This window comes from Rhizobium sp. CB3060, from assembly GCF_025200735.1.
Taxonomy (GTDB): Bacteria; Pseudomonadota; Alphaproteobacteria; order Rhizobiales; family Rhizobiaceae; genus Rhizobium.
Window position 1 is genome coordinate 205,922 of the sequence record NZ_CP104159.1, and the last position, 19,792, is coordinate 225,713.

At 59.8% G+C, this 19,792-nt stretch carries 18 protein-coding genes; 4 read left to right on the forward strand and 14 right to left on the reverse strand.

Translation table 11 applies throughout. The features are described from left to right. The first annotated feature begins 258 nt into the window (after window positions 1-258). A complete protein-coding gene (locus N2601_RS20495; protein WP_104826108.1) occupies window positions 259-1,296 on the forward strand; it encodes a class I SAM-dependent methyltransferase in 1,038 nt (345 codons plus the stop codon). 99 nt (window positions 1,297-1,395) lie between these two features. Here N2601_RS20495 and N2601_RS20500 read toward each other — a convergent pair whose 3' ends face one another. Beyond that, window positions 1,396-1,776, reverse strand: a complete 381-nt coding sequence (locus N2601_RS20500; RefSeq protein WP_104826109.1) for a winged helix-turn-helix transcriptional regulator — start codon at window positions 1,774-1,776, stop codon at window positions 1,396-1,398. 92 nt (window positions 1,777-1,868) lie between these two features. Between N2601_RS20500 and N2601_RS20505 the strand changes: the two genes are divergently transcribed. Together N2601_RS20505 and N2601_RS20510 are read left to right on the forward strand one after the other, a co-directional pair. After that, window positions 1,869-2,594: an SDR family NAD(P)-dependent oxidoreductase gene (locus N2601_RS20505; RefSeq protein ID WP_104826110.1), complete on the forward strand. Its 726-nt coding sequence runs from the start codon at window positions 1,869-1,871 to the stop codon at window positions 2,592-2,594. Between the two features lie 12 nt (window positions 2,595-2,606). After that, the gene (locus N2601_RS20510; RefSeq protein ID WP_104826111.1) at window positions 2,607-3,239 is read left to right on the forward strand and encodes a DsbA family oxidoreductase; all 633 of its coding nucleotides are present in this window, start codon (window positions 2,607-2,609) and stop codon (window positions 3,237-3,239) included. Window positions 3,240-3,470: 231 nt separating this feature from the next. On the opposite strand, the gene N2601_RS20515 is transcribed toward N2601_RS20510, so the two are convergent. The 6 genes from N2601_RS20515 to N2601_RS20540 all read right to left on the reverse strand — a co-directional run bounded on the left by N2601_RS20515 (window position 3,471) and on the right by N2601_RS20540 (window position 11,618). Next, the gene (locus N2601_RS20515) at window positions 3,471-5,405 is read right to left on the reverse strand and encodes a beta-galactosidase (protein ID WP_260304674.1); all 1,935 of its coding nucleotides are present in this window, start codon (window positions 5,403-5,405) and stop codon (window positions 3,471-3,473) included. Further along, window positions 5,405-6,496, reverse strand: coding sequence for an ABC transporter ATP-binding protein (locus tag N2601_RS20520; RefSeq protein ID WP_104826113.1), 1,092 nt, complete (start codon window positions 6,494-6,496; stop codon window positions 5,405-5,407). Before N2601_RS20520 ends, N2601_RS20515 begins: the two co-directional genes overlap by 1 nt. Window positions 6,497-6,501: 5 nt before the next feature. Then, entirely contained in the window at window positions 6,502-8,592 is a 2,091-nt protein-coding gene (locus N2601_RS20525; protein WP_260304675.1) for an alpha-galactosidase, read from the reverse strand. After that, the gene (locus N2601_RS20530; RefSeq protein WP_104826115.1) at window positions 8,589-9,440 is read right to left on the reverse strand and encodes a carbohydrate ABC transporter permease; all 852 of its coding nucleotides are present in this window, start codon (window positions 9,438-9,440) and stop codon (window positions 8,589-8,591) included. Before N2601_RS20530 ends, N2601_RS20525 begins: the two co-directional genes overlap by 4 nt. Beyond that, window positions 9,440-10,348, reverse strand: a complete 909-nt coding sequence (locus N2601_RS20535) for a carbohydrate ABC transporter permease (RefSeq protein WP_104826116.1) — start codon at window positions 10,346-10,348, stop codon at window positions 9,440-9,442. Before N2601_RS20535 ends, N2601_RS20530 begins: the two co-directional genes overlap by 1 nt. Window positions 10,349-10,427: 79 nt before the next feature. After that, window positions 10,428-11,618 carry an ABC transporter substrate-binding protein gene (locus N2601_RS20540; protein WP_104827827.1) on the reverse strand — a complete coding sequence of 397 codons (1,191 nt, stop codon included), beginning with the start codon at window positions 11,616-11,618 and terminating at the stop codon, window positions 10,428-10,430. Between the two features lie 311 nt (window positions 11,619-11,929). Here N2601_RS20540 and N2601_RS20545 point away from each other — a divergent pair, with 311 nt between their 5' ends. Continuing rightward, window positions 11,930-12,733, forward strand: coding sequence for a helix-turn-helix domain-containing protein (locus N2601_RS20545; protein ID WP_260304676.1), 804 nt, complete (start codon window positions 11,930-11,932; stop codon window positions 12,731-12,733). An 18-nt stretch (window positions 12,734-12,751) separates the two neighbouring features. Here the strand turns inward: N2601_RS20545 and N2601_RS20550 are convergent, their stop codons facing one another. From N2601_RS20550 to N2601_RS20580, 7 genes are read right to left on the reverse strand one after another with little or no spacing between them, the layout of a single operon-like run. Beyond that, window positions 12,752-13,693, reverse strand: a complete 942-nt coding sequence (locus tag N2601_RS20550) for an electron transfer flavoprotein subunit alpha/FixB family protein (RefSeq protein WP_260304677.1) — start codon at window positions 13,691-13,693, stop codon at window positions 12,752-12,754. A gap of 27 nt (window positions 13,694-13,720) precedes the next feature. Continuing rightward, complete coding sequence (locus tag N2601_RS20555) at window positions 13,721-14,470, reverse strand: electron transfer flavoprotein subunit beta/FixA family protein (protein WP_260304678.1); 750 nt, start codon at window positions 14,468-14,470, stop codon at window positions 13,721-13,723. An 11-nt stretch (window positions 14,471-14,481) separates the two neighbouring features. Further along, complete coding sequence (locus tag N2601_RS20560) at window positions 14,482-15,912, reverse strand: aldehyde dehydrogenase family protein (RefSeq protein ID WP_260304679.1); 1,431 nt, start codon at window positions 15,910-15,912, stop codon at window positions 14,482-14,484. A 14-nt stretch (window positions 15,913-15,926) separates the two neighbouring features. Beyond that, on the reverse strand, window positions 15,927-16,661 hold the full coding sequence (locus N2601_RS20565; RefSeq protein ID WP_260304680.1) for an ABC transporter ATP-binding protein: 735 nt from the start codon (window positions 16,659-16,661) through the stop codon (window positions 15,927-15,929). Next, complete coding sequence (locus N2601_RS20570; protein ID WP_260304681.1) at window positions 16,658-17,476, reverse strand: ABC transporter ATP-binding protein; 819 nt, start codon at window positions 17,474-17,476, stop codon at window positions 16,658-16,660. Before N2601_RS20570 ends, N2601_RS20565 begins: the two co-directional genes overlap by 4 nt. Then, window positions 17,473-18,783, reverse strand: coding sequence for a high-affinity branched-chain amino acid ABC transporter permease LivM (gene livM / locus N2601_RS20575; RefSeq protein WP_260304682.1), 1,311 nt, complete (start codon window positions 18,781-18,783; stop codon window positions 17,473-17,475). The genes N2601_RS20570 and livM overlap by 4 nt, the downstream gene beginning before the upstream one ends. Window positions 18,784-18,800: 17 nt before the next feature. Next, window positions 18,801-19,718, reverse strand: coding sequence for an ABC transporter permease subunit (locus N2601_RS20580; protein ID WP_260304683.1), 918 nt, complete (start codon window positions 19,716-19,718; stop codon window positions 18,801-18,803). Window positions 19,719-19,792: the final 74 nt, after the last annotated feature.

Consider the following 19,792-nt stretch of genomic DNA (forward strand, 5'->3'; position numbering starts at 1 on the left):
GACAGCGCCGTCTACAAATGGAGCCTTTGCGGAAATTTCGGATGCGGTCTGCTCTGTAGATAACTGCTCATAGAACATGCGGCGATGCCTCCCGAGCATTGCTGCCGATAAACCTGCGTTCACCGCTTCCAAAAGTTCCGTCCGTGTCAATCACGAAATTTAGCTCGTACTGCTAGAAATACCCTCTTGACGTGCAGAATCCAATCGCGTTCTGTCGTCCACATATTTATGCTTAACATTGCGTCAACGGAGTTCATAATGGCACAAGGCTTTAAGTTCGACGGCGAGAGTCTCATTGCACCTGGACAAATTTTTCGCCCGACTAAGCCAGACGACCTTCCGTCATCAGACCAGATGGTAATCGCCAAGGCGGAACTTGCTCTCACGCTCGACTTATCGCTTCAACAATTCCGATCCGAAGTGGATCCTCATGCGATTGTCAGCCGGCTATCGCAGGCGTTGCATCAGATCCGCCGGCGGTTTCACGCCAGCATATGGAGCGAAATCGTCTTCCTTGCGCAGAACCATCCCGTTGCACAGTTTCTGCTTCAGGATCCGTTCACGAAATGGTCATTCGATAAACCGCGGGGCTATTCCGGTGACGCGCATCTGCTCGACTTCATTTATGGTCATGCCATCGTGGAGGCGGAAATCGCAGCATCCACCGCGCTGGGCAGAGCGATATATGAATACACCAAAAACGCGTCCTCATCCGTCGCGGTGAGAGAACGCCGCGACATCCTCGCACAACGGGTGGATGAGCACGCCAAGGATCGACCCGGCTCGGCCGAAGTCTTGGCGATGGCATCGGGCCATCTTCGCGAAGCGACGCTGTCGACTGCGCTTAGGGAAGGAAAAATCAGGCGCTGGATTGCGCTCGATCAGGACCCGCTGAGCGTGGGGACGGTTGCGCGCGATTTTGCCGGAACATGCGTCGAAGCGGTGGACGGCACGGTCAAGAGCCTGCTTTCCAACAAGCACGCTTTCGGACATTTCGATTACATCTACGCTGCGGGTCTCTACGATTACCTCACGCTTCCGGTTGCCGCCAAACTGACGCGCAAATGTGTTGAAATGCTCAAGCCCGGCGGCTCCTTCCTGTTCGCGAACTTCTCGCAGGAAATCGAAGTCGACGGCTACATGGAAGCATTCATGAGTTGGCCTCTGCTCCTGCGTTCGGAAAACGACATGCAAATGATTGCCGATGCAAGCGCTAGCAAGGCAGAGACAGATGTATCCATCTGGTTTGGAAAGAACCGCAACATCATCTATTGCGAAATTACGAGGGTAAAGTAACTCGGCAGCCGTTTTTGCCTCTCGCTATGTCGCGCTGCATAAACGGCCGCCAACTGAGACCACTCGCAATGAGGGGCAGGAGCTAGCTAGCTACCTTGGCTAGCTTGCCCCTTCATCATGCAAGGCGCGATGCGCCTCGATTTCCCCCAGGTGATCCAGCACCCACATAGCGAGCTGCAACAGGGGCGCTGAAAGCGAGCGGCCGAGATCCGTCAGGCTGTATTCGACCTGCGGCGGTATGGTCGGATAGACCTTGCGCGTCACCATGCCATCGCGCTCCAGCGCCTTCAAAGTGCGGGTGAGCATCTGCTGGGAAATGCCGCCGATCAGCCGTTTCAGTTCGTTGAAGCGGCGCGGCTGATCGGCCAGCATGGTGATTGCCATGATCGTCCACTTGTCGCCCATGCGGCCGAGGATCTCATTGACTTTCCGGCAACTGGGGTCCGTGCCGGGCATAGTTGGCGGGGTGGGCATATGCATGTGACTAGGCCTCGAAAATATGCGTTCTTGCGACATTGCAGTCATCATATCATATCTGGTCAGTAAAACATACCGCCATCAAGGAGTAAGTTATGACTGACAGAAAAACGATTGCCCTCTTCGGCGCCGGCACCGGGCTCGGAAGCTCGCTGGCCATGCGGTTCGGTCGCGAAGGCTATCGCGTAGCACTTGTCGCTCGCCGCGCCGGCCCGCTCGATGAGCGTGTGGCCGAGCTCGCCCAGGCCGGCATCGAGGCCGCGGCATTTCCGGCCGATCTCACCGATGTCGATGGCATCGCAACGCTGGTGCGCTCCATCGAGGATCGGTTCGGCTCGATCGATGTCGCCGTCTACGCGCCCGTGCCCTCCGATGCGGCTTTTGTGCCGGCGGCGGAACTCGACGCGGCAAGGCTGCGGTCGATGGCCGATATCTTCACCTTCGCGCCGGTCGAGGTGTCGCATGCAGTGCTGCCCGGCATGCTCGCGCGCGGCGACGGCGCGGTCGTCATCGTCGGCGGGCTGACGGCAGTGGTCACGATGCCGGGCATGAGCGGCGTCGGACCGCTGATGGCGGCGGCGCGCAACTACGTCTTCACCCTCAATGCTGAGGTCGCGGAGAGGGGCGTCTATGCCGGTACGGTGAATATCGGTGCGTTCCTCGATCGCTCGACCGGCCTTCGCGCCATGACATCCAATGGCGTGCCGCTCGATCCGAAATATCTGGTGCTCGATCCCGACGATGTCGCCGAGGAGATCTGGGGTCTCGTCACCAGACGCGACCGGGCCGAGATCATCCTCCCGCCGCTGCCGCAGGGTTGATGGGAAGGCGCCATGCTGCAGATCGACCTTTTTACCGAAATCACCTGCCCCTGGTGCATCATCGGGCAACACCGACTCGACAAGGTGCTGGCCGAGCGCTTCCCCGGCCTTGCCGTCGATATCAGGCATCATCCGGTGATGCTCATGCCGGATGCACCGGCGTCCGGGCTTTACATTCCCGACCTGCTGCGCGCACGCTACGGCGTCACCGATCCAAAGGCCGCGTTCGCGCGGCCCGAGGCCGAGGCGCAGGCCTCCGGGCTGGCGCTCGACCTCTGCCGGCAGCTTTGGGCCTATCCGACGCAATCGGCACATGCGCTCATCCTTGCTGCCCGCGAACGCGGCACACAGCATAGGCTCGCATTAGCGATCTCCAGCGCTTATTTCCTCGGCGCGCGGAATATCGCCGATGCCGACGTGCTCGCCGATATCGCGGTGGACCACGGGTTCGAGCGCGCCGAAGTCCACGCGATCGCTTGCGACCCCGCCTGGTGCAGGCGCGTCGAACAGGAGGCGGCGAGATCAGTGGCCGCGGGCGTTCGGTCAGTACCCCACTTCGTCTTCGCCGGACGTATCGCGATCAATGGCGGCCGCAGCGAAGATGAAATTGCCTTATCGATAAAAGAGGCAGTGGCGACCGGCTAAGCGGCAGCGTGTGGTCTGCCCAGACCGGCATTTCCCACGAGCTCGTCAAACAACCCTCAAAGGCGGGCGTTCGGGGCAAAGCTCAACCGGCAAGGCACCTCTAGGCCCGCTTGATCCCTCCCCACCGCAAGTCTTTGCCATCTGGCGCAGCGCTGGTAGCAATATGCAATCCCCTCACCAAAGAGGTAAGGGGATTCGCTTTCCTTCATTTCATCCGCGGACGTCCGGTAGTCATCTCCACGCCGAGAGGGAGAATGGAGCGATTTCCTGGCCGCCGAGCACGAAGTCGTGCTTTTCCGGGATCGTCCAGGCGTCCGGCCCGTAATTGAAGGCGAATGTGAGATTGCCTGCACGACGAAGGCGGATGAAATCGGGCAGGGTAGCGGTCGGCAGATCGAGCCCGGCGGCAAGGTGCGACATCAGATTGTCGAGGAGTTCGCCGTCGGCCCAGCAGGCCAAATAGACGTATCTCCCCTTCGACACCAGCGCTGGGCTGCCATCGTCGAACGCTGCCACGACATCCGCTCCCGCCGCTGTCTCAAGATATTCGCGCCATCTTGTCGCCCGGCCGCTGATCGCGCCCGACAAAGAGGCGCTAAGCCCCGGCCGTAAGGAAGCCACCTGCGTGATCCTGATGCCGGTAAGCTCGCCGATCGGCCCGGGCGGGAGATTGGCGGGAATCTGGAAGTTGCGGTCCCGCGATCCGGTCCGCGGACCGAAAAGCACTGTTCCATCCGCCTGCTCGAATGCCGCCAATGCCGCGTCGGAGACGTGCATGAGGCAGGGAACGAGAACCAGCTTGTAGCCCGTGAGGGACGCGCCGGGGCGGACGAAATCGACGTTGAGGCCAAGCTTCCTGACCGCCTCGTACCAGCGGAAGGCAAGTTCTTCGTAGCGAAAATCCTTGCCCTGCGGCTGAATGACCGTGGACCAATAGGTCTCATAATCATAGACGATGGCGACGGGCGCCCGCGCCGGCTTCTGCAAGGGGCCAACGGTATCGATCTCATGGCCGGCGATTGCGGCTTCCTTGCCTCCGGGCGAGAGCTCGTCGAGGCCAGGAAGGTTCAGGCCGGCATGCATCTGCTCCTGCGCGAACGGCGCCTGACGCCAACGGAAGTAGCTGACAACCTCGGCCCCGTGGGCAAGGCCCTCCCAGGTCCAAAGACGAACCATCCCCGGTTTGGGGACAGGGTTCCATGGTGCCCAGTTCACAGGCCCCGGTTGCTGTTCCATGATCCAGAACCGGCCATTGCCGACGCCGCGGTACAGATCGTGATGGAAGGCGGCGATGTCGGGGTGGGATGTTTCCGCCCAGCGCACGCGCTCTTCCTCGCTGAACGGAAATTTCTCCACGAAGCCGATTGGATAGGAATCCCAGGAAGCGAGGTCCAGGTTTTCGCCAACCTTCCAATGATCGAAATCGTTGACGAAGCCCATGAAGTTATGGGTTATCCAGCGATCCGGGGAGTGCTTTCTGATGATATCGCACTGCATTCGGTCATAGGCGGCGATCTGATCGGACTGGAAGCGCCAGAAATCGAGCCGGACGGCAGGGTTCGCCTCCGTCACTGTCAGATTGGGCAGCGCGACGTCGTCGAAGCTTTGAACTTCCATCGACCAGAAGACGGAACCCCAGGCCTCGTTCAGTTGCTGCGGTGACTGATAGCGAAGGCGAAGCCAGCGGCGAAACGCCTTCAGGTCTTGGGCGCCCCAGGAAAAGCTCGTATCGTGGCAGCCATATTCATTGTCGGTCTGCCAGCCGGCGAGACCAGGGTGCGAACCGTATCGCTGCGCGACCGCTTCGACGATACGCGCCGATTCCTTCCACCAGACTTCCGACGAGAAGCTGTAGTGACGACGAGAGCCGAAGCCCCGCACTCTACCCTCTTCGTCCACCGGAGCGATCTCGGGATATTCGTCCATCAGCCATTTCGGCGGCGTGGCGGTCGGCGTGCCAAGCACAATTTTCAGGCCGGCCGCAGCCAGCGTGTCCATCGCCCGGTCGAGCCAGCCGAAGTCGAAGGAGCCGCGTGAGGGCTCGAGGCGCGACCAGGCGAATTCGCCGATGCGCACATAGGAGATTCCAAGCGCCCGCATACGGCGCGCGTCTTTTTCCCACCAGCTTTCGGGCCAGTGTTCTGGGTAATAGCAAACGCCGAGCATTATTTCGTCAGGTCCCCGTTGAGGATAGCGTTGCCGGCATCATCGAACAGATGGCAGGCAGCCGCCGGAATATGGATGGAGAATTCGTCGCCCGGCTTGGCCTTCGCCAGCCCGTCCGCCTTCACGGCAATCTCGGCGCCGTCGGCAAGGGTGATATAGAACATCGTTTCCGATCCCAGATATTCGGCAAGACGCACCTTGCCCTGAAGCGTTGCGTCTCCGCCTTCGCTGCGATCGAGATGTTCGGGACGGACCCCGAGAGTGATCGATTGCCCTTCCTTCACCGAACCGCCCTCTAGCGTGATCGACTGACCACCGGGGAGATCGACTTTAGCGCCGCCTTCTGCGGGCGATGCCTTGGTCTTGATGAAGTTCATTTTCGGCGACCCGATGAAGCCGGCGACAAAGATGTTCTTCGGCCGGTGATAGAGCTCCAGCGGCGATCCGACCTGTTCGATCAACCCGCCCTGCAGAACGACGATCTTGTCGGCCATGGTCATGGCCTCGACCTGATCGTGGGTGACGTAGATCATCGTCGTCTTGAGATCCTGATGCAGCTTGCTGATTTCCGTGCGCATCTGGACCCTGAGCGATGCGTCGAGATTGGACAGCGGCTCATCGAAGAGAAACACTTGCGGATTGCGCACGATGGCGCGGCCGATGGCGACGCGCTGACGCTGGCCGCCGGATAGCTGGGAAGGCTTCCTGCTGAGCATCGGTTTCAATTGCAGCATCTCGGCGGCAGCGCTCGTTCGGCGCGAGACCTCTTCCTTGGAGTGGCCGGTCATACGCAGGCCAAAGCCGATATTCTCGGCCACGGTCATATGCGGATAAAGGGCATAGCTCTGGAAGACCATGGCAACCCCACGCTCCGAGGGACCAACCTTGGTCATGTCGTTGCCGCTGATCCTGAGCCCACCGGAGGAAATATCTTCCAGCCCGGCAATCATGCGCAGAAGCGTGGACTTGCCGCAGCCGGACGGCCCGACGAAGACACAGAACTCGCCATCTTCGATGGTAAGGTCGACGCCCTTGATGACACTGGCGGCGCCGAACTGCTTCGTCACGCGGTTGAGCGTTACATTTCCCATGAGGCTTAACCTCCCTTCACGGGCTGGAATTCAAGAAGGAGCCCGCTCTCGGGCTTGAGCATCGGCAGCGGCAATCCGACATGTCTCAGCGTATCGAGACTGAAGGTCAGTTCTCCGTTTAGAAGCTTTTGCTGGCCTTCCGAGATCCGGATGAATTCCGGCTCTACGGGATGCACCGCTGCCACGCGCCACAGCACATCGCTATCACCGCTCACAGGCAAGCGGACGGGTGCGGGCTGCTCGCCCGCCATTTGCGGGCCCTGGACGACGAAAGCGACGATGCGGTCGGTATCTGCCGCTCCCCAAACATAACGCCCGTCGAGCGGCGGCAGACGAAATTGCTTGCCGGCTGCATGCAGAAGCGGCCGCAGGCTCTTATGAAGCGCGATCCAGCGTTCCAGTTCCTGCTTCTCTTCAGCGTCGAGCGTCAGTGGATTGAGTTCCACGCCCAGGTGATAGGCGAGCGCGACCAGCGCGCGGAAAGCAAGGCTCAACTTGCGGGCGGTCTGGTGGTTCGGAGATGCGGCGATATGTGCGCCGAGAAGCTCCGGGGGAACGAATTGCGACGCCCCATGCTGTATTTCAAGCCGCTCGAAGGCGTCGGTGCAATCCGATGTCCAAACGCGGTGCGTGTATCTGAGGACGCCATAGTCGATACGCCCGCCGCCCGAGGCGCAGCTTTCTATCTCGACTGCGGGAAAGGCTTGCCGGACCCTGTTCATCAGGGCGTAGACGGCTCGCGTCTGCCTCGCGGTGCGCGCGCGCCCATCTGTGCCGCCGGCATGGGTCAGATCGCGATTCATGTCCCACTTGATGTAGGCGATTGCGTGCTGCGAAAGCACCGCTTCCATGCGTTGGAAGAGATAGTCGCTGACCTCCGGGCGCGTCAGATCCAGCACAAGCTGGTTTCGCGACAGCAGAAGCGGGCGTCCTTCGACTTGCAGAGCCCAATCGGGATGGGCGCGAAACAGTTCGGACTCCGGGTTCACGTTCTCGGGTTCGAACCAGAGGCCGAACTCCATGCCGAGGGACGTCACGTGGTCGACGAGTGGCTTCAGCCCGTTCGGGTATTTTCGCTCGTCTATGAACCAGTCACCAAGGCTGGTCGTATCGTCGTCCCGCTTGCCGAACCATCCGTCATCGAGGACGAAACGCTCGATGCCGACAGCCGCCGCTGCATTCGCCTGGGCTTTCAAGGACTCTATGCGGTGATCGAAGTAGTTGCCTTCCCAGGTGTTCAGCGTCACCGGCCGGGGCTTCATCTCGCCGCCCGGCCAGGCAATCACGCTCTCTCTGACGAAGGCATGGAAAGCCTCGCTGTCAGGACCGGCAAAAGCTGTCGGGCTGTCATAGGCTTCGCCCGGTGCGAGGCGCATTTCACCCGATTCGAAGAGTTCGCCGAGATGCACCAGCCGGCGTCCATCGTCGAGCGTGTCGATCGCCATCTGGTGATTGCCGCTCCAGCCGAGATGGAATCCCATCCGCTCGCCGCCGCACTCGAGGAAGATGATAGGAAAGCGGTCATGCGAGGTTCGCCCCCTCCGGCTTTCCTGCATCCAGAGCCCGTTGGGGAGTTGCGATTGGCGCGTCTGGAACTCCCGGCCCCACATTCCCGTAAAGCTGGTCAGCTCTGACGCGCCGGCCGGCATCAGGAAACTCGCCGCCATGCAGCGATCCAGCGTATAATCGCTGGAGCCGCGGTTGATCAGTGATGTCGAAATCGACAAAACCCCAGTCGCGCCGCCGTTCAGGCATATCTGCAGGCCGATTTCCGCGACGGGATCTTCAGTCTTCAGGATTATGCCGGCGTCGATCTCTTCGGTCTGCCAGTTCTGGAATTCCAGCGTGAACATACGCCCATCGCGGTGCCCGCAAATCGCCGGCCATCCGAAGAATCCGAGTCCGCCGACTGGCAGCAACACATTCGAAGGCACGTCCACGTCCATGCCGTTGACACGGCTCGAACGCGGCACATCGGGCCAGAATTCCGGGGCAAGCGCCCCGCGGCCGAAGCCCAGGATCTCGGGCATGCCACGCTCCGGCAGGCCGAGAGCGAGGCAAATGGCCCCCGCTTTTACAACAATTGTCTTGTTCATCCCTTGGTCGCTCCGAGAGTGAGGCCCGCAATGAAGTGCCTCTGCATGAAGAAGAACATCAGAACTGGCGGCATCGCGGCGACGATCGAACCCGCCGACACCAGATGCCATGCTGCAACCCATTGTCCGTTCAACGCGTTCAGTCCGGCGGTAACGGGCATTGCGGCCTGGCCCTGGACAAGCACGGTCGCCCAGAAATAGTCGTTCCAGACGAAGGTAAAGATCAAGACTGACAGCGCCGCAATGGCCGGGCGCATCAAAGGCAGTACGATGTGGATGAATATCCGCCATTCGGAGACGCCCTCGACCCGCGCCGATTCGATCAGCGAAAAGGGCAAGCCCTTTATGAAGTTGCGCATGAACAAGGTGCAGAAGCCGGTCTGGAAAGCGACGTGGAACAGCACAAGCCCGGTTACGGTGTCGTAGAGACCCATCTTGAGCGTCAAGTCGCGAACAGGGACCATCAGGATCTGGAACGGAATGAAGTTGCCGGCAACGAAGACGAAGAACAGGAACAGGCTTCCCTTGAACCTGTAGACGGCCAGCGCAAAGCCACAGAGGCATGACAGCCCGACCGCACCGATCACCGTCGGGATGGTGATCTTGAAGGAATTGAGGATGTAGTGGCCGATCGGCGAATCCCGAAAGACGGCGGTATAGTTCTCGACACCGGCAAAGCCCGAGGGAATGCCGAAATAATTGCCGGCCGCCAGATCGCCCGATGGGCGGATCGACGTGACCGCAACGCCGATCAGGGGAAGAAGCCAAATGATGAGGGCGATCGGCAGAAGAACCTGATAGGCGGCCGACACCCATGGGCCCGATTTCTGGACAGGAGTTGGAAACATCAGGAATTCCTTTCCTGTCTCAGCATGCGAATAAGGAAGAATGTGATGAAGACCATCATGATCAGGAAGAGCACGACCGCGATGGCAGCGCCATAACCCATCCGGAATCCGTATTCGGAAAGCGCTTCTTCGTACATGTAATAGGAAAGGACGCGGCTCGAACCGTAAGGTCCGCCGGCCGTCATGACCGAAACGAGGTCAAAGGATCGAAGTGCGCCGATGACGGTCACCACCACCGCGATGAAGGTGGCCGGCCGAAGCTGCGGCAGGACGATGTTCCAGAACAGATGCCAGCCCTTGGCGCCATCCATGCGTCCTGCTTCGATCTGCTCCGGATTGATGTTGTTGAGGCCCGTCAGGTAGAGGATCATGCAATAGGCGATCTGCGGCCAGAGGCCGGCGGCGATGATGCCGTAGGTCACCAGGCGCTCGTCTGCGAGAATGGCGACCTGCGTCCCCGTCAGGGCCTGGATCAGCGCAGAGAATAGCCCGAAATTAGGAGCGTAAAACCACGTGAAAATCAGGCCGACGACCACCTGGCTGATCACGAATGGAAAGAAGAACAGTGATTTGTAAAGGCGAATGCCGGTGACGGTCTGGTTCAGGAACAATGCCGCAGCCAAGCCAGCCGGAACCGCCAGCAGATAAAGAACGAGCCATATGACGTTGTTCTCCAGCGACGTATAGAAGGCGTCGTCGGAGAGGAGTTCGACATAGTTCCCTAGTCCGATCCAGGTTTTGGGTCCCAGACCATCCCAGTCATGGAAACTGATCCATACGGATTGGAATACCGGGACGATCACATAGACCAGAAACATCAGGGCGCCTGGCGCAAGAAAAAGCCAAGGTGCAAATGTCCGCTGATTGCGTTTCCAGAACCCCGGTAGAGCGGGACTGCTCGTGCCCATCGTCTGCTCCTATACAAATGCGACGAAAAACGCTGCCGGACGGAATTAACATCCGGCAGCGCGGTATCTTCAGAACGAGTTATTTGTAAGCGTGAGCCCGGATCTTATCGAGGCGAGCCAGGATCGCATCGAGTTTGTCAGGCTTGACCATGAATTCCTGGAAGCCTTCCATGCCGGCCTTCGCCATATCGGCCGGGGCGTCGCGGTCGTAGAACTGCGCGAGAGCGTGGGCGTTCGCCAGCATCTCGAAACCAGCCTTCAGGAACTTATCGTCCGGCACGGTCGACTTGTTGTTGATCGGTAGCTGACCGAGCGTCTCGTTGATTTTCGTCTGGGCTTCAGGCGAGGCGAGATAGGCGAGGAACTTCTTGGCGTCTTCCTTGTTCTTCGCACCCGACGGAATGTGGAACGTGTCGGTCGGAGCCTCTTCAGAGACCGGCACCCCTGCGGTAATCTGCGGGAACGGAAGGAAGCCGATCTGGTCTTGCTTCAGTCCGCCATCCTTCATCGGGGCGACGGCGAAATTGCCCATCAGATACATGGCCGCCTTGCCTTGAACGAATTGCGGCATGGCGTCCTGCCAGTCGAGAGCTGCGTGGTTCTCGATGAAATAGCCCGGCTTTACCAGTTCTGCCCACTTGGCGAATACGGCTTTGACCCTCGGATCGGTGTAAGGCACCTTGCCTGCGGTCAGATCCATGTGGAATTCATAGCCGTTGACGCGCAGGTCGAGATAGTCGAACCAGCCGGCGGTCGGCCACAGGGCCTTCGTGCCGATCGTAAACGGTGTGATGCCTGCGCTTTTCAGCTTGGCGCATGCGGCCACCAGCTCGTCCCAGGTCTTTGGCGGGGTAATGCCTTTGTCCTTGAAGATATCGGCGCGGTAATAGATGCCCCACTGATAGTTGGTGTAGGGGACGCCCCACTGCTTTCCGTCGATCGTCATCGATGCGGCAGCAGACTTCAACTGGTCGTTCAGGCCGTTCGCTGCCCAAACGTCGCTGACATCGGCAAAGAGACCCGCTTTGACGAAGGGCGCCATGCGGTTGCCAGCATACCATGCCACGACGTCAGGCGCGTCGGCGGTCAGGAAGTTGCGGATCGCGGACTTGTAGCCTTCGTGGTCGAAATTGTTCCACTTAACCTTGATGTCCGGATTCTTCGCCTGAAAATCCGCAATCAGTTGTTCCATCGCCTTCTTCGGCGCCGGATCCGACTGGTCGGAATTGAGAACGATTTCGCCAGCGCATGCCGCCGATGCGACGAGCATGTAGCTGAATGCTATAGAGCCGATATTCTTCAATAGGGTCAATTGATCCTCCACAGACCTCATGGGCGTTGGCCGCCCGCGCACACGTCACTCCCGTGTACGGTGGTTGATATTCATCATCCAAATTCGTAGAGCTCTACCGCCATACGGAAGATCGCTTCCGGTTTTCTAAGATCGAGACCCCGCCAGAGCATCTTCCAATGTTGATCGAAGACGAGTCAGTTCCAGTTCACGATGGCCCGACGCGCCATCCGCTTGTCGTTTTCGGCGATCATCGCTTTTGCGCTGGAGAAAGGCTGGAGGTGCGGCGCATGAGCGGTCCGCACATGCACAGCCAGGTGGAGCTCAACTACGTCCTCGATGGACGCATCACATACTGGTTCGACGGCCGCAGGCTCCAGATTTCGCAGGGGCAGCTCTGCCTTTTCTGGGGAATGATCCCGCACCAGGTCGTCGAGGTGACGGAGCCTGCGAACTTCGTCTGCCTCTATGTCCCTATGTCCGTGCTCGTCAACATGCGCAGCATGGGAAGCTTTCGGGATGCTGTCTTCCGCGGCGGCCTGATAGAGGCGCAAAGCGTCAGGCCGCATGACCGCGAAGTCCTTCTCAGATGGCGCGATGAGTTGCTGTCGGGCGATCCGGAGCTGGAACAGATTGTCCGCGACGAGCTGGTCGCTCGCATACGGCGGATTGCGCGTGAGGGCTGGCTGGACTTGCGCGAGCAGGGGTCGGCAATCGCTGTATCGCGCAATCAGGACCCTGACCGGCTGCCAAAGGTCGAGAAAATGATCCGCTTCATTGCCGAACATGCATTGGGCGAAATATCGGCTGTCGATGTCGGATTGGCGGCAGGGCTGCATCCAAACTACGCCATGTCGATATTCAAGAAGACGGTCGGTCTTACCGTCAATCAGGCCATAACGCGCCATCGGCTGGATACGGCCCAATCCCTGCTGATCTCAAGCGACCTTCCGGTGGCCGCCGTCGCGTTCGAATCGGGATTTGGCTCGCTGTCGCGCTTCTATGAGGCCTTCGAAGAGCGTTTTTCGACAACCCCGGCCAGATATCGGAGCGGCTTCGGTCTGGTGAGCGCGAAGCCTGCTCCGGCCGCCTAGCTGGTGGAGCAGGCTATCTCAGACCGAGCGCAAAAGCTCAGGCAATGCCTCGAAAAGATCGGCGACGAGGCCGTAGTCGGCAATCTGGAAGATCGGGGCCTCTTCGTCCTTGTTGATGGCGACGATGACCTTACTATCCTTCATGCCGGCGAGATGCTGGATGGCACCGGAGATGCCGCAGGCGATATAGAGCTGTGGTGCCACGACCTTGCCGGTCTGGCCGACCTGCCAGTCGTTCGGAGCATAACCGGCATCGACGGCAGCGCGGGATGCGCCGACGGCAGCCCCGAGCTTGTCGGCGACGGGAAGGATGACCTCCTTGAACTTCTCCGCCGAACCGAGCGCGCGGCCACCGGAGATGATGATCTTGGCAGACGTGAGTTCCGGACGGTCGGACGCCGACAGCGCATCGGCGACGAAGCTGGACAGGCCGGGATTGGCGACCGCCGGGATTGCTTCGATGCTGGCCGAACCACCGTCTGCGGCAGAGGCGAAGGAAGCGGTGCGCACGGTGATGACCTTCTTGGCATCGGTCGACTGCACCGTCTGAATGGCGTTGCCGGCATAGATCGGCCGCTTGAAGGTATCGGCGGAGACCACCTCGATGATCTCCGAGACCTGAGCGACATCGAGCAGGGCGGCAACGCGCGGCATGACGTTTTTGCCGACCGAGGTGGCCGCCGTCAGGATGGTGTCATAGGAGCCAGCCAGGGACACGATGAGGGCTGCGAGCGGCTCGGCGAGATTGTTGGCAAGGCTGGCATCGTCGGCAACCAGCACCTTGGAGACGCCGGAGAGTTTCGCTGCCTGCTCGGCCGCAGTGTTGGCGTCCTTGCCGGCGACGAGGATATGCACGTCGCTTCCCGTTCCCTGGGCAATCTGTGTCGCCGCCGTCAGCGCCTTGGCGGTCTGGTCGGATAGATGGTTGCTGTCATGATCAGCCAGAAGAAGAATGGCCATGGTGTCTAACTCCTCGTTCGGACTGGATTACAGGACGCCGGCTTCGGTCTTGAGTTTTTCGACCAGCTCGGCCACCGACTTGACCTTGACACCCGCCTTGCGGCCCGACGGCTCCTCGGTCTTCAGCACCTTCAGGCGCGGTTCGGTGGAGACGCCGAAGTCGGCAGGTGCCTTCTTGTCGAGCGGCTTCTTCTTTGCCTTCATGATGTTCGGCAGCGAGGCATAACGCGGCTCGTTGAGGCGCAGGTCCGTCGTGACCACCGCCGGCAGCTTGACCTCGATCGTCTGCAGGCCACCATCGACTTCGCGGGTGACCTTGGCGCTTCCCTCACCGATCTCGATCTTCGAGGCAAACGTCGCCTGCGCCGAGCCCAGCAATGCCGCCAGCATCTGGCCGGTCTGATTGCTGTCATCATCGATCGCCTGCTTGCCGACGATGATCAGGCCGGGCTGTTCGGCCTCGGCGACACCCTTGAGGATCTTCGCCACCGCCAGCGGCTCGACTTGATCCTCGGTCTCGACCAGGATGGCGCGATCGGCCCCCATGGCGAGCGCCGTCCGCAGCGTCTCCTCGGCCTTGGCCGGGCCAATCGACACCACCACCACCTCTTCGGCCTTGCCGGCCTCCTTCAGCCGCAGCGCTTCCTCGACCGAGATCTCGTCGAACGGGTTCATCGACATTTTCACATTCGCAAGCTCGACACCCGTGCCATCCGCCTTCACACGGATCTTCACGTTGTAATCAACCACCCGCTTCACCGGGACGAGAATCTTCATCACATATTTCCTTATGCGAGCGTGTAGGCGGTCTTGACCGAGGTATAGAATTCCGCCGCGTATCGGCCCTGTTCACGCGGCCCATAGGACGAGCCTTTTCGTCCGCCGAATGGTACGTGGAAGTCGACACCGGCGGTTGGAAGGTTGACCATCACCATTCCGGCCTCCGAGTTTCGTTTGAAATGGGTCGCATATTTCAGGCTGGTCGTCGCAATGCCGGAGGACAGGCCGAAATTGGTGTCATTTGCGACCGCAAGTGCCTCCTCGTAGTCCTTCACCCTGATGACTGCAGCGACAGGGCCAAATATTTCTTCGCGCGCAATCCGCATCTGATTGGTGGCTTCGGTGAACAAGGCCGGCTGCAGATAGAAGCCGGGCGTGCTTCGTTCCAGTTGCTCGCCACCGAATGCAAGCTTTGCGCCTTCCCGACGCCCGATATCGATATATTCCACATCCTGCTTCAATTGGCTTTCGTCGACGACCGGGCCGATATGAGTGCCGCCCTTGAGGGCATCATCAATAACGAGTCCCTTCATGCGTTCCGTCAACGCGGCGACAAAGCGGTCATGGATGCCTTCCGTCACGATCAGGCGGGAGGACGCGGTGCATCGCTGGCCTGTCGAGAAAAAGGAAGAGTTGGCGGCTGCTTCGACGGCGACGGAAAGGTCTGCATCGTCCAAAACCACAAACGGATTTTTGCCGCCCATCTCGAGCTGGAACTTCCTGTTATGCTCGATGGACGACAATGCGACGCGTTTGCCGGTCCCTACCGATCCGGTGAATGTCAGAGCGTTCACGTCGGGGCTGTCGAGCATGGTTTGCCCAACCACGCTGCCGCGGCCCATGACCAGATTGATGACACCGGCTGGCGCGCCGGCACGATGAATGATGTCGACGAGCGCCCAGGCGCAACCCGGCACCAGGTCGGCCGGTTTCAAGACGACGGTGTTGCCGTAAGCTAGTGCCGGAGCGATTTTCCAAGCGGGAATCGCAATTGGAAAGTTCCAGGGTGTAATCACCCCGACGACACCAACCGGTTCACGGGTGATCTCGACACCGATGCCGGGCCGAACCGAAGGAAGGATTTCGCCTGAAAGCCGCAGCACTTCACCGGCAAAGAAATCGAAGATCTGTCCCGCGCGGGTCACCTCTCCAATCGCCTCGGGAAGAGTCTTGCCTTCCTCTTGGGCGAGGAGCCGGCCAAGTTCTTCCTTCCGGGCCACGATTTCGTCGCCCGTCCTCTTCAAGACGGCGTGACGCTCCAGGATCGGCGAACGCGACCAGGCTGGGAACGCCGTCTTTGCCGCAGCGATCGCGGCCCTGGTATCATCAGCGCTCGCGCGTGCGTATTCCCCGACACTCTCGTTGGTGTTGGATGGGTTGATGTTCGCAGACGCGTCGCCCGCAACCCATTCACCGGCAATCAGATTTTTGTGCAGCATGGAGATGGTTCCGTTCAATGCAGTCCGAGATAAGCCTTGCGGACTTCCTGGTTGTCGAGAAGGGAGGCGCTCTCGCCGGAAAGATGGATCTTCCCGTTCACCATGACATAGGCTCGCTGCGAGAGTTTGAGCGCATGATTGGCATTTTGCTCGACCAGAAAGATCGTCTTGCCCATGGATGCGATCTCGCGCAGCACCTCGAATACGCGCTTGACCACGAGAGGCGCCAGTCCGAGCGAGGGCTCGTCGAACAGGATCAATTCGGGCCGGGCCATCATTGCCCGGGCAATCGCCAGCATCTGTTGTTCACCGCCCGACATCGTACCGGCCGTCTGGTTGCGACGTTCCTTGAGGCGAGGAAAGAGTTCGAACATGGTCGTTCGATCGTCCTCGAAATAGGTCATTCCGATGGGTGTCGTGCCCATCATCATGTTCTCTTCCACGGTCATTTCCTGATAGATCTGGCGACCTTCCGGAACGAGCGCGATGCCGCGGCGGGAAATCCTGTTCGTCGGTATGCGCGAGATGTCCTCGCCGCGATGTAAAATCCTGCCGGAAGAGGCCCGCGGCGCGCCGAAAATCGATGACAGCAATGTCGTTTTGCCTGCGCCGTTTGCGCCGATCAGGCTGACGATCTCGCCCTCGAAGATGTTGACGTCAACCGCTTTCAGGGCTTCGACCGGGCCGTAATGAGCATGGACGGCGACAAATTCCAGAAGCGGTATCTTTATACCGGAAGGCTGGCTCATGCTTGCACCTCCTCTTCACTGACACCCAGATAGGCCGCAACCACAGCGGGATCGTTGGCGACATGCGCGGGCGTGCCGTCGGAGATGACCTCTCCGTGGTCGAGTACGACGATATGGTTGGAAATGCGCATGACCAGGCTCATGTCGTGCTCGATGACGAGAACTGTTTGGCCGTGTTCGTTGCAGAGCCGTTGGATGACCTCGGACAGATCCCGTGTTTCGGAGGGATTGAGGCCGGCGGCGGGCTCGTCGAGGCAGATCAGCCTCGGCGCAGTGCACATCGCCCGAGCGATCTCAAGGCGCCGCTGGCGACCGTAAGGAAGTTCGGCCGCGAGGCGATTGGCATCCTCGACTAGGCTCATCTGCTCGAGCCAATAGTAGGCGCGATCCACCGCTTCGCGTTCGGCTCTCCGGAACCCCGGGGTGAAAAAGACGCCGCTCAGAAGATTGTTGCGTGTCGCAAGGTGCTGAGCGACGAGGAGGTTTTCGACGACCGACATCTCCTTGAACAGACGGATGTTCTGAAATGTCCTCGCGATGCCGGCGCGCGTTACGAGATGCGAGCCGCCGGAAATCGGTTTTGTAACCAGCTCGCCGACGTCCTCTGCACCATTAGTTCCGTTCAGGACGATCCGGCCCTCGCTTGCGCGATAGAACCCGGTAATGCAGTTGAACATCGTCGTTTTGCCGGCTCCGTTGGGGCCGATCAGCGCCGTAATCGAACCTCGTTCGACGCGGAAGCTGACATTGCGGTTGGCGATGATGCCGCCAAAACGCATCGTGACATTTTGGACGTCCAGTATGGGCTCACTCATCGTCTCGCCTCCAATTGGGTCTGGAGGGGCATTTCGGCGCTGCTCGCTTCCATCCTGGTGCTCGGGAAGAATGCCGGGCGTTTGATCCGAACCAGGCCGCGCGGCTTCCAAATCATCATCACGACCATGAGGACGCCGAACACCAGAACGCGATATTCCGCGAACTCTCGCAGCATTTCCGGCAGGACGGTCAGCACGAGAGCGGCAAGGATGACGCCGATGGTTGATCCAAGGCCGCCAAGGACAACGATGGCAAGGATGAGGGCCGATTCGAAGAAGGTGAAGGACGTCGGATTGACGAAGCCTTGGTGGACGGCGAAGAAGACACCGGCAAGCCCGCCAGTCGATGCGCCGAGCATGAAGGCGGTGAGCTTCGTGAAGACGTGGTTTACCCCAAGCGAGCGGCAGGCGATCTCATCTTCGCGCAGCGCTTCCCACATGCGCCCAAGCGGCATGACGCGAAGCCGCTCGACTACATAGATGACCATGCAGACGGCAAGGAAAAGTACGAGGTAGATGAACCAGAATTTGTAGTCCGCGCTGTAAGGAATGCCCAAATATTCATGCAGCGGAACGCCGCCTTGTTTTGCGGTGCGGGTGAATTCCAGGCCGAGGATTGTCGGCGGCGGAACGGGAGCGCCGTTTGGACCTCCGGTGAAATCGCCCCAATTGTTCAATATGAGACGGATGATCTCGCCAAACCCCAGCGTCACGATGGCAAGATAGTCGCCGTGCATCTTCAGCACGGGAAACGCAAGGATCATCCCGCAGAGGCCGGCAAGGAACGGGGCTATGATCAAAGCCGTCCAGAATCCGAAGCCGACATATTGCGAGCCAAGCGCAAGCAGGTAAGCGCCGACTGCGTAAAAGGCCACAAATCCAAGATCGAGCAGACCTGCGAGACCTACGACGATATTCAATCCCAGGCCGAGCAGGCAGTAGATCAGCGCCAGTATGGCGACGCCGAGAAAGTACTTGTCCGCGACGAAGGGGAGGCTCAGTCCTGCAAGGAACAGGACAGCTAGAAGCAGCACCGGCGATTTTTCCTTGCCGGTCATGACCGTGACGCCGGCATTATTTCCGGCAAAGCGTTGCCTGAATCCGTTGCCCAATCTGCTGGACTGGAAAACCGAGATCGCAAGACGTCCAAGCGTGACGATTGCCGCCAATGTGACCGCCCGCATCAGTTGGTTTTGGAAGGAGAAGCCCTCCAGAACCAGTCCGGAGATCGGGCCGAACAGAACGATGCAAACGGTAAATGTGAGAAGCGCTTCCTTGGCAAGCGCAACTAGCCTGTGGGGTTTCATGTTGCCTGGCTCCTCATTTAGACTTTCTGGATTTCCGGGCGGCCCAGAAGGCCGGAGGGACGGAAAAACAGCAGGATGATGAGCAGCGCGAAGGCAAAGACGTCCTTGTAGTCGGTACTGACGTAACCGGCGAAAAGGGCTTCTGTTAATCCAAGCAGCACTCCGCCCAGCACGGCACCCGGCAGCGATCCGATCCCGCCGAGAACGGCGGCGGTGAATGCCTTGATACCCATGACGAAGCCGATGAAGAAATTGAACGATCCGTAATTGAAGGTGACGAGCGTTCCGCCGACTGCGGCGGTAGCCGCACCGATAACGAAGATCGTCGAGATGATGCGGTCGGTATTGACGCCCAGAACGGCCGAGATGCGGATATTCTGCTGGGTCGCACGGCATTCGCGCCCAATTCGCGTGTAGTTGATCACGTAGGTCAGAATCCCCATGGCGATCAATGAGGCGAACAGGATCACGGTCTGCATATAGGTGATCTGAGCAAAATGGGTGTCATCGCCGAAGCGGAACGCGCCTTGAATGAGGGTCGGCACTCCCTGGTCTCGCGCACCCTGAGCGATCTGGACGTAGCTCTGCAGCATGAGCGAAATTCCGATCGCCGAGATGAGTGGCGCGAGCTTGGTCGAGCCGCGCAGCGGCCGATAGGCGACACGTTCAATCGTCCAGCCATAGACGGCGGTGATGGCGCAGCTAATGACGAGCACCGTGATCAGCGCGAACGGAACGGATTGAACGCCGAAGAAGCTGAGCACCGCCAGGACGATAGCGGCAATGTAGGCAGAGACCATGTAGACGTCGCCATGGGCGAAGTTGATCATGCGGATGACACCATAGACCATGGTGTATCCCACGGCGATCAGGCCGTAGATCGTCCCCAGCGTAACGCCGTTGAACAACTGTTGAACCAGGATGTAAAAGTCCATGGCGAACCCCTCTTATGTTTTTTAGGGCATGGATGAGCGCGCCGGACCGATGACCCGGCGCGCAGGCAAAGCTG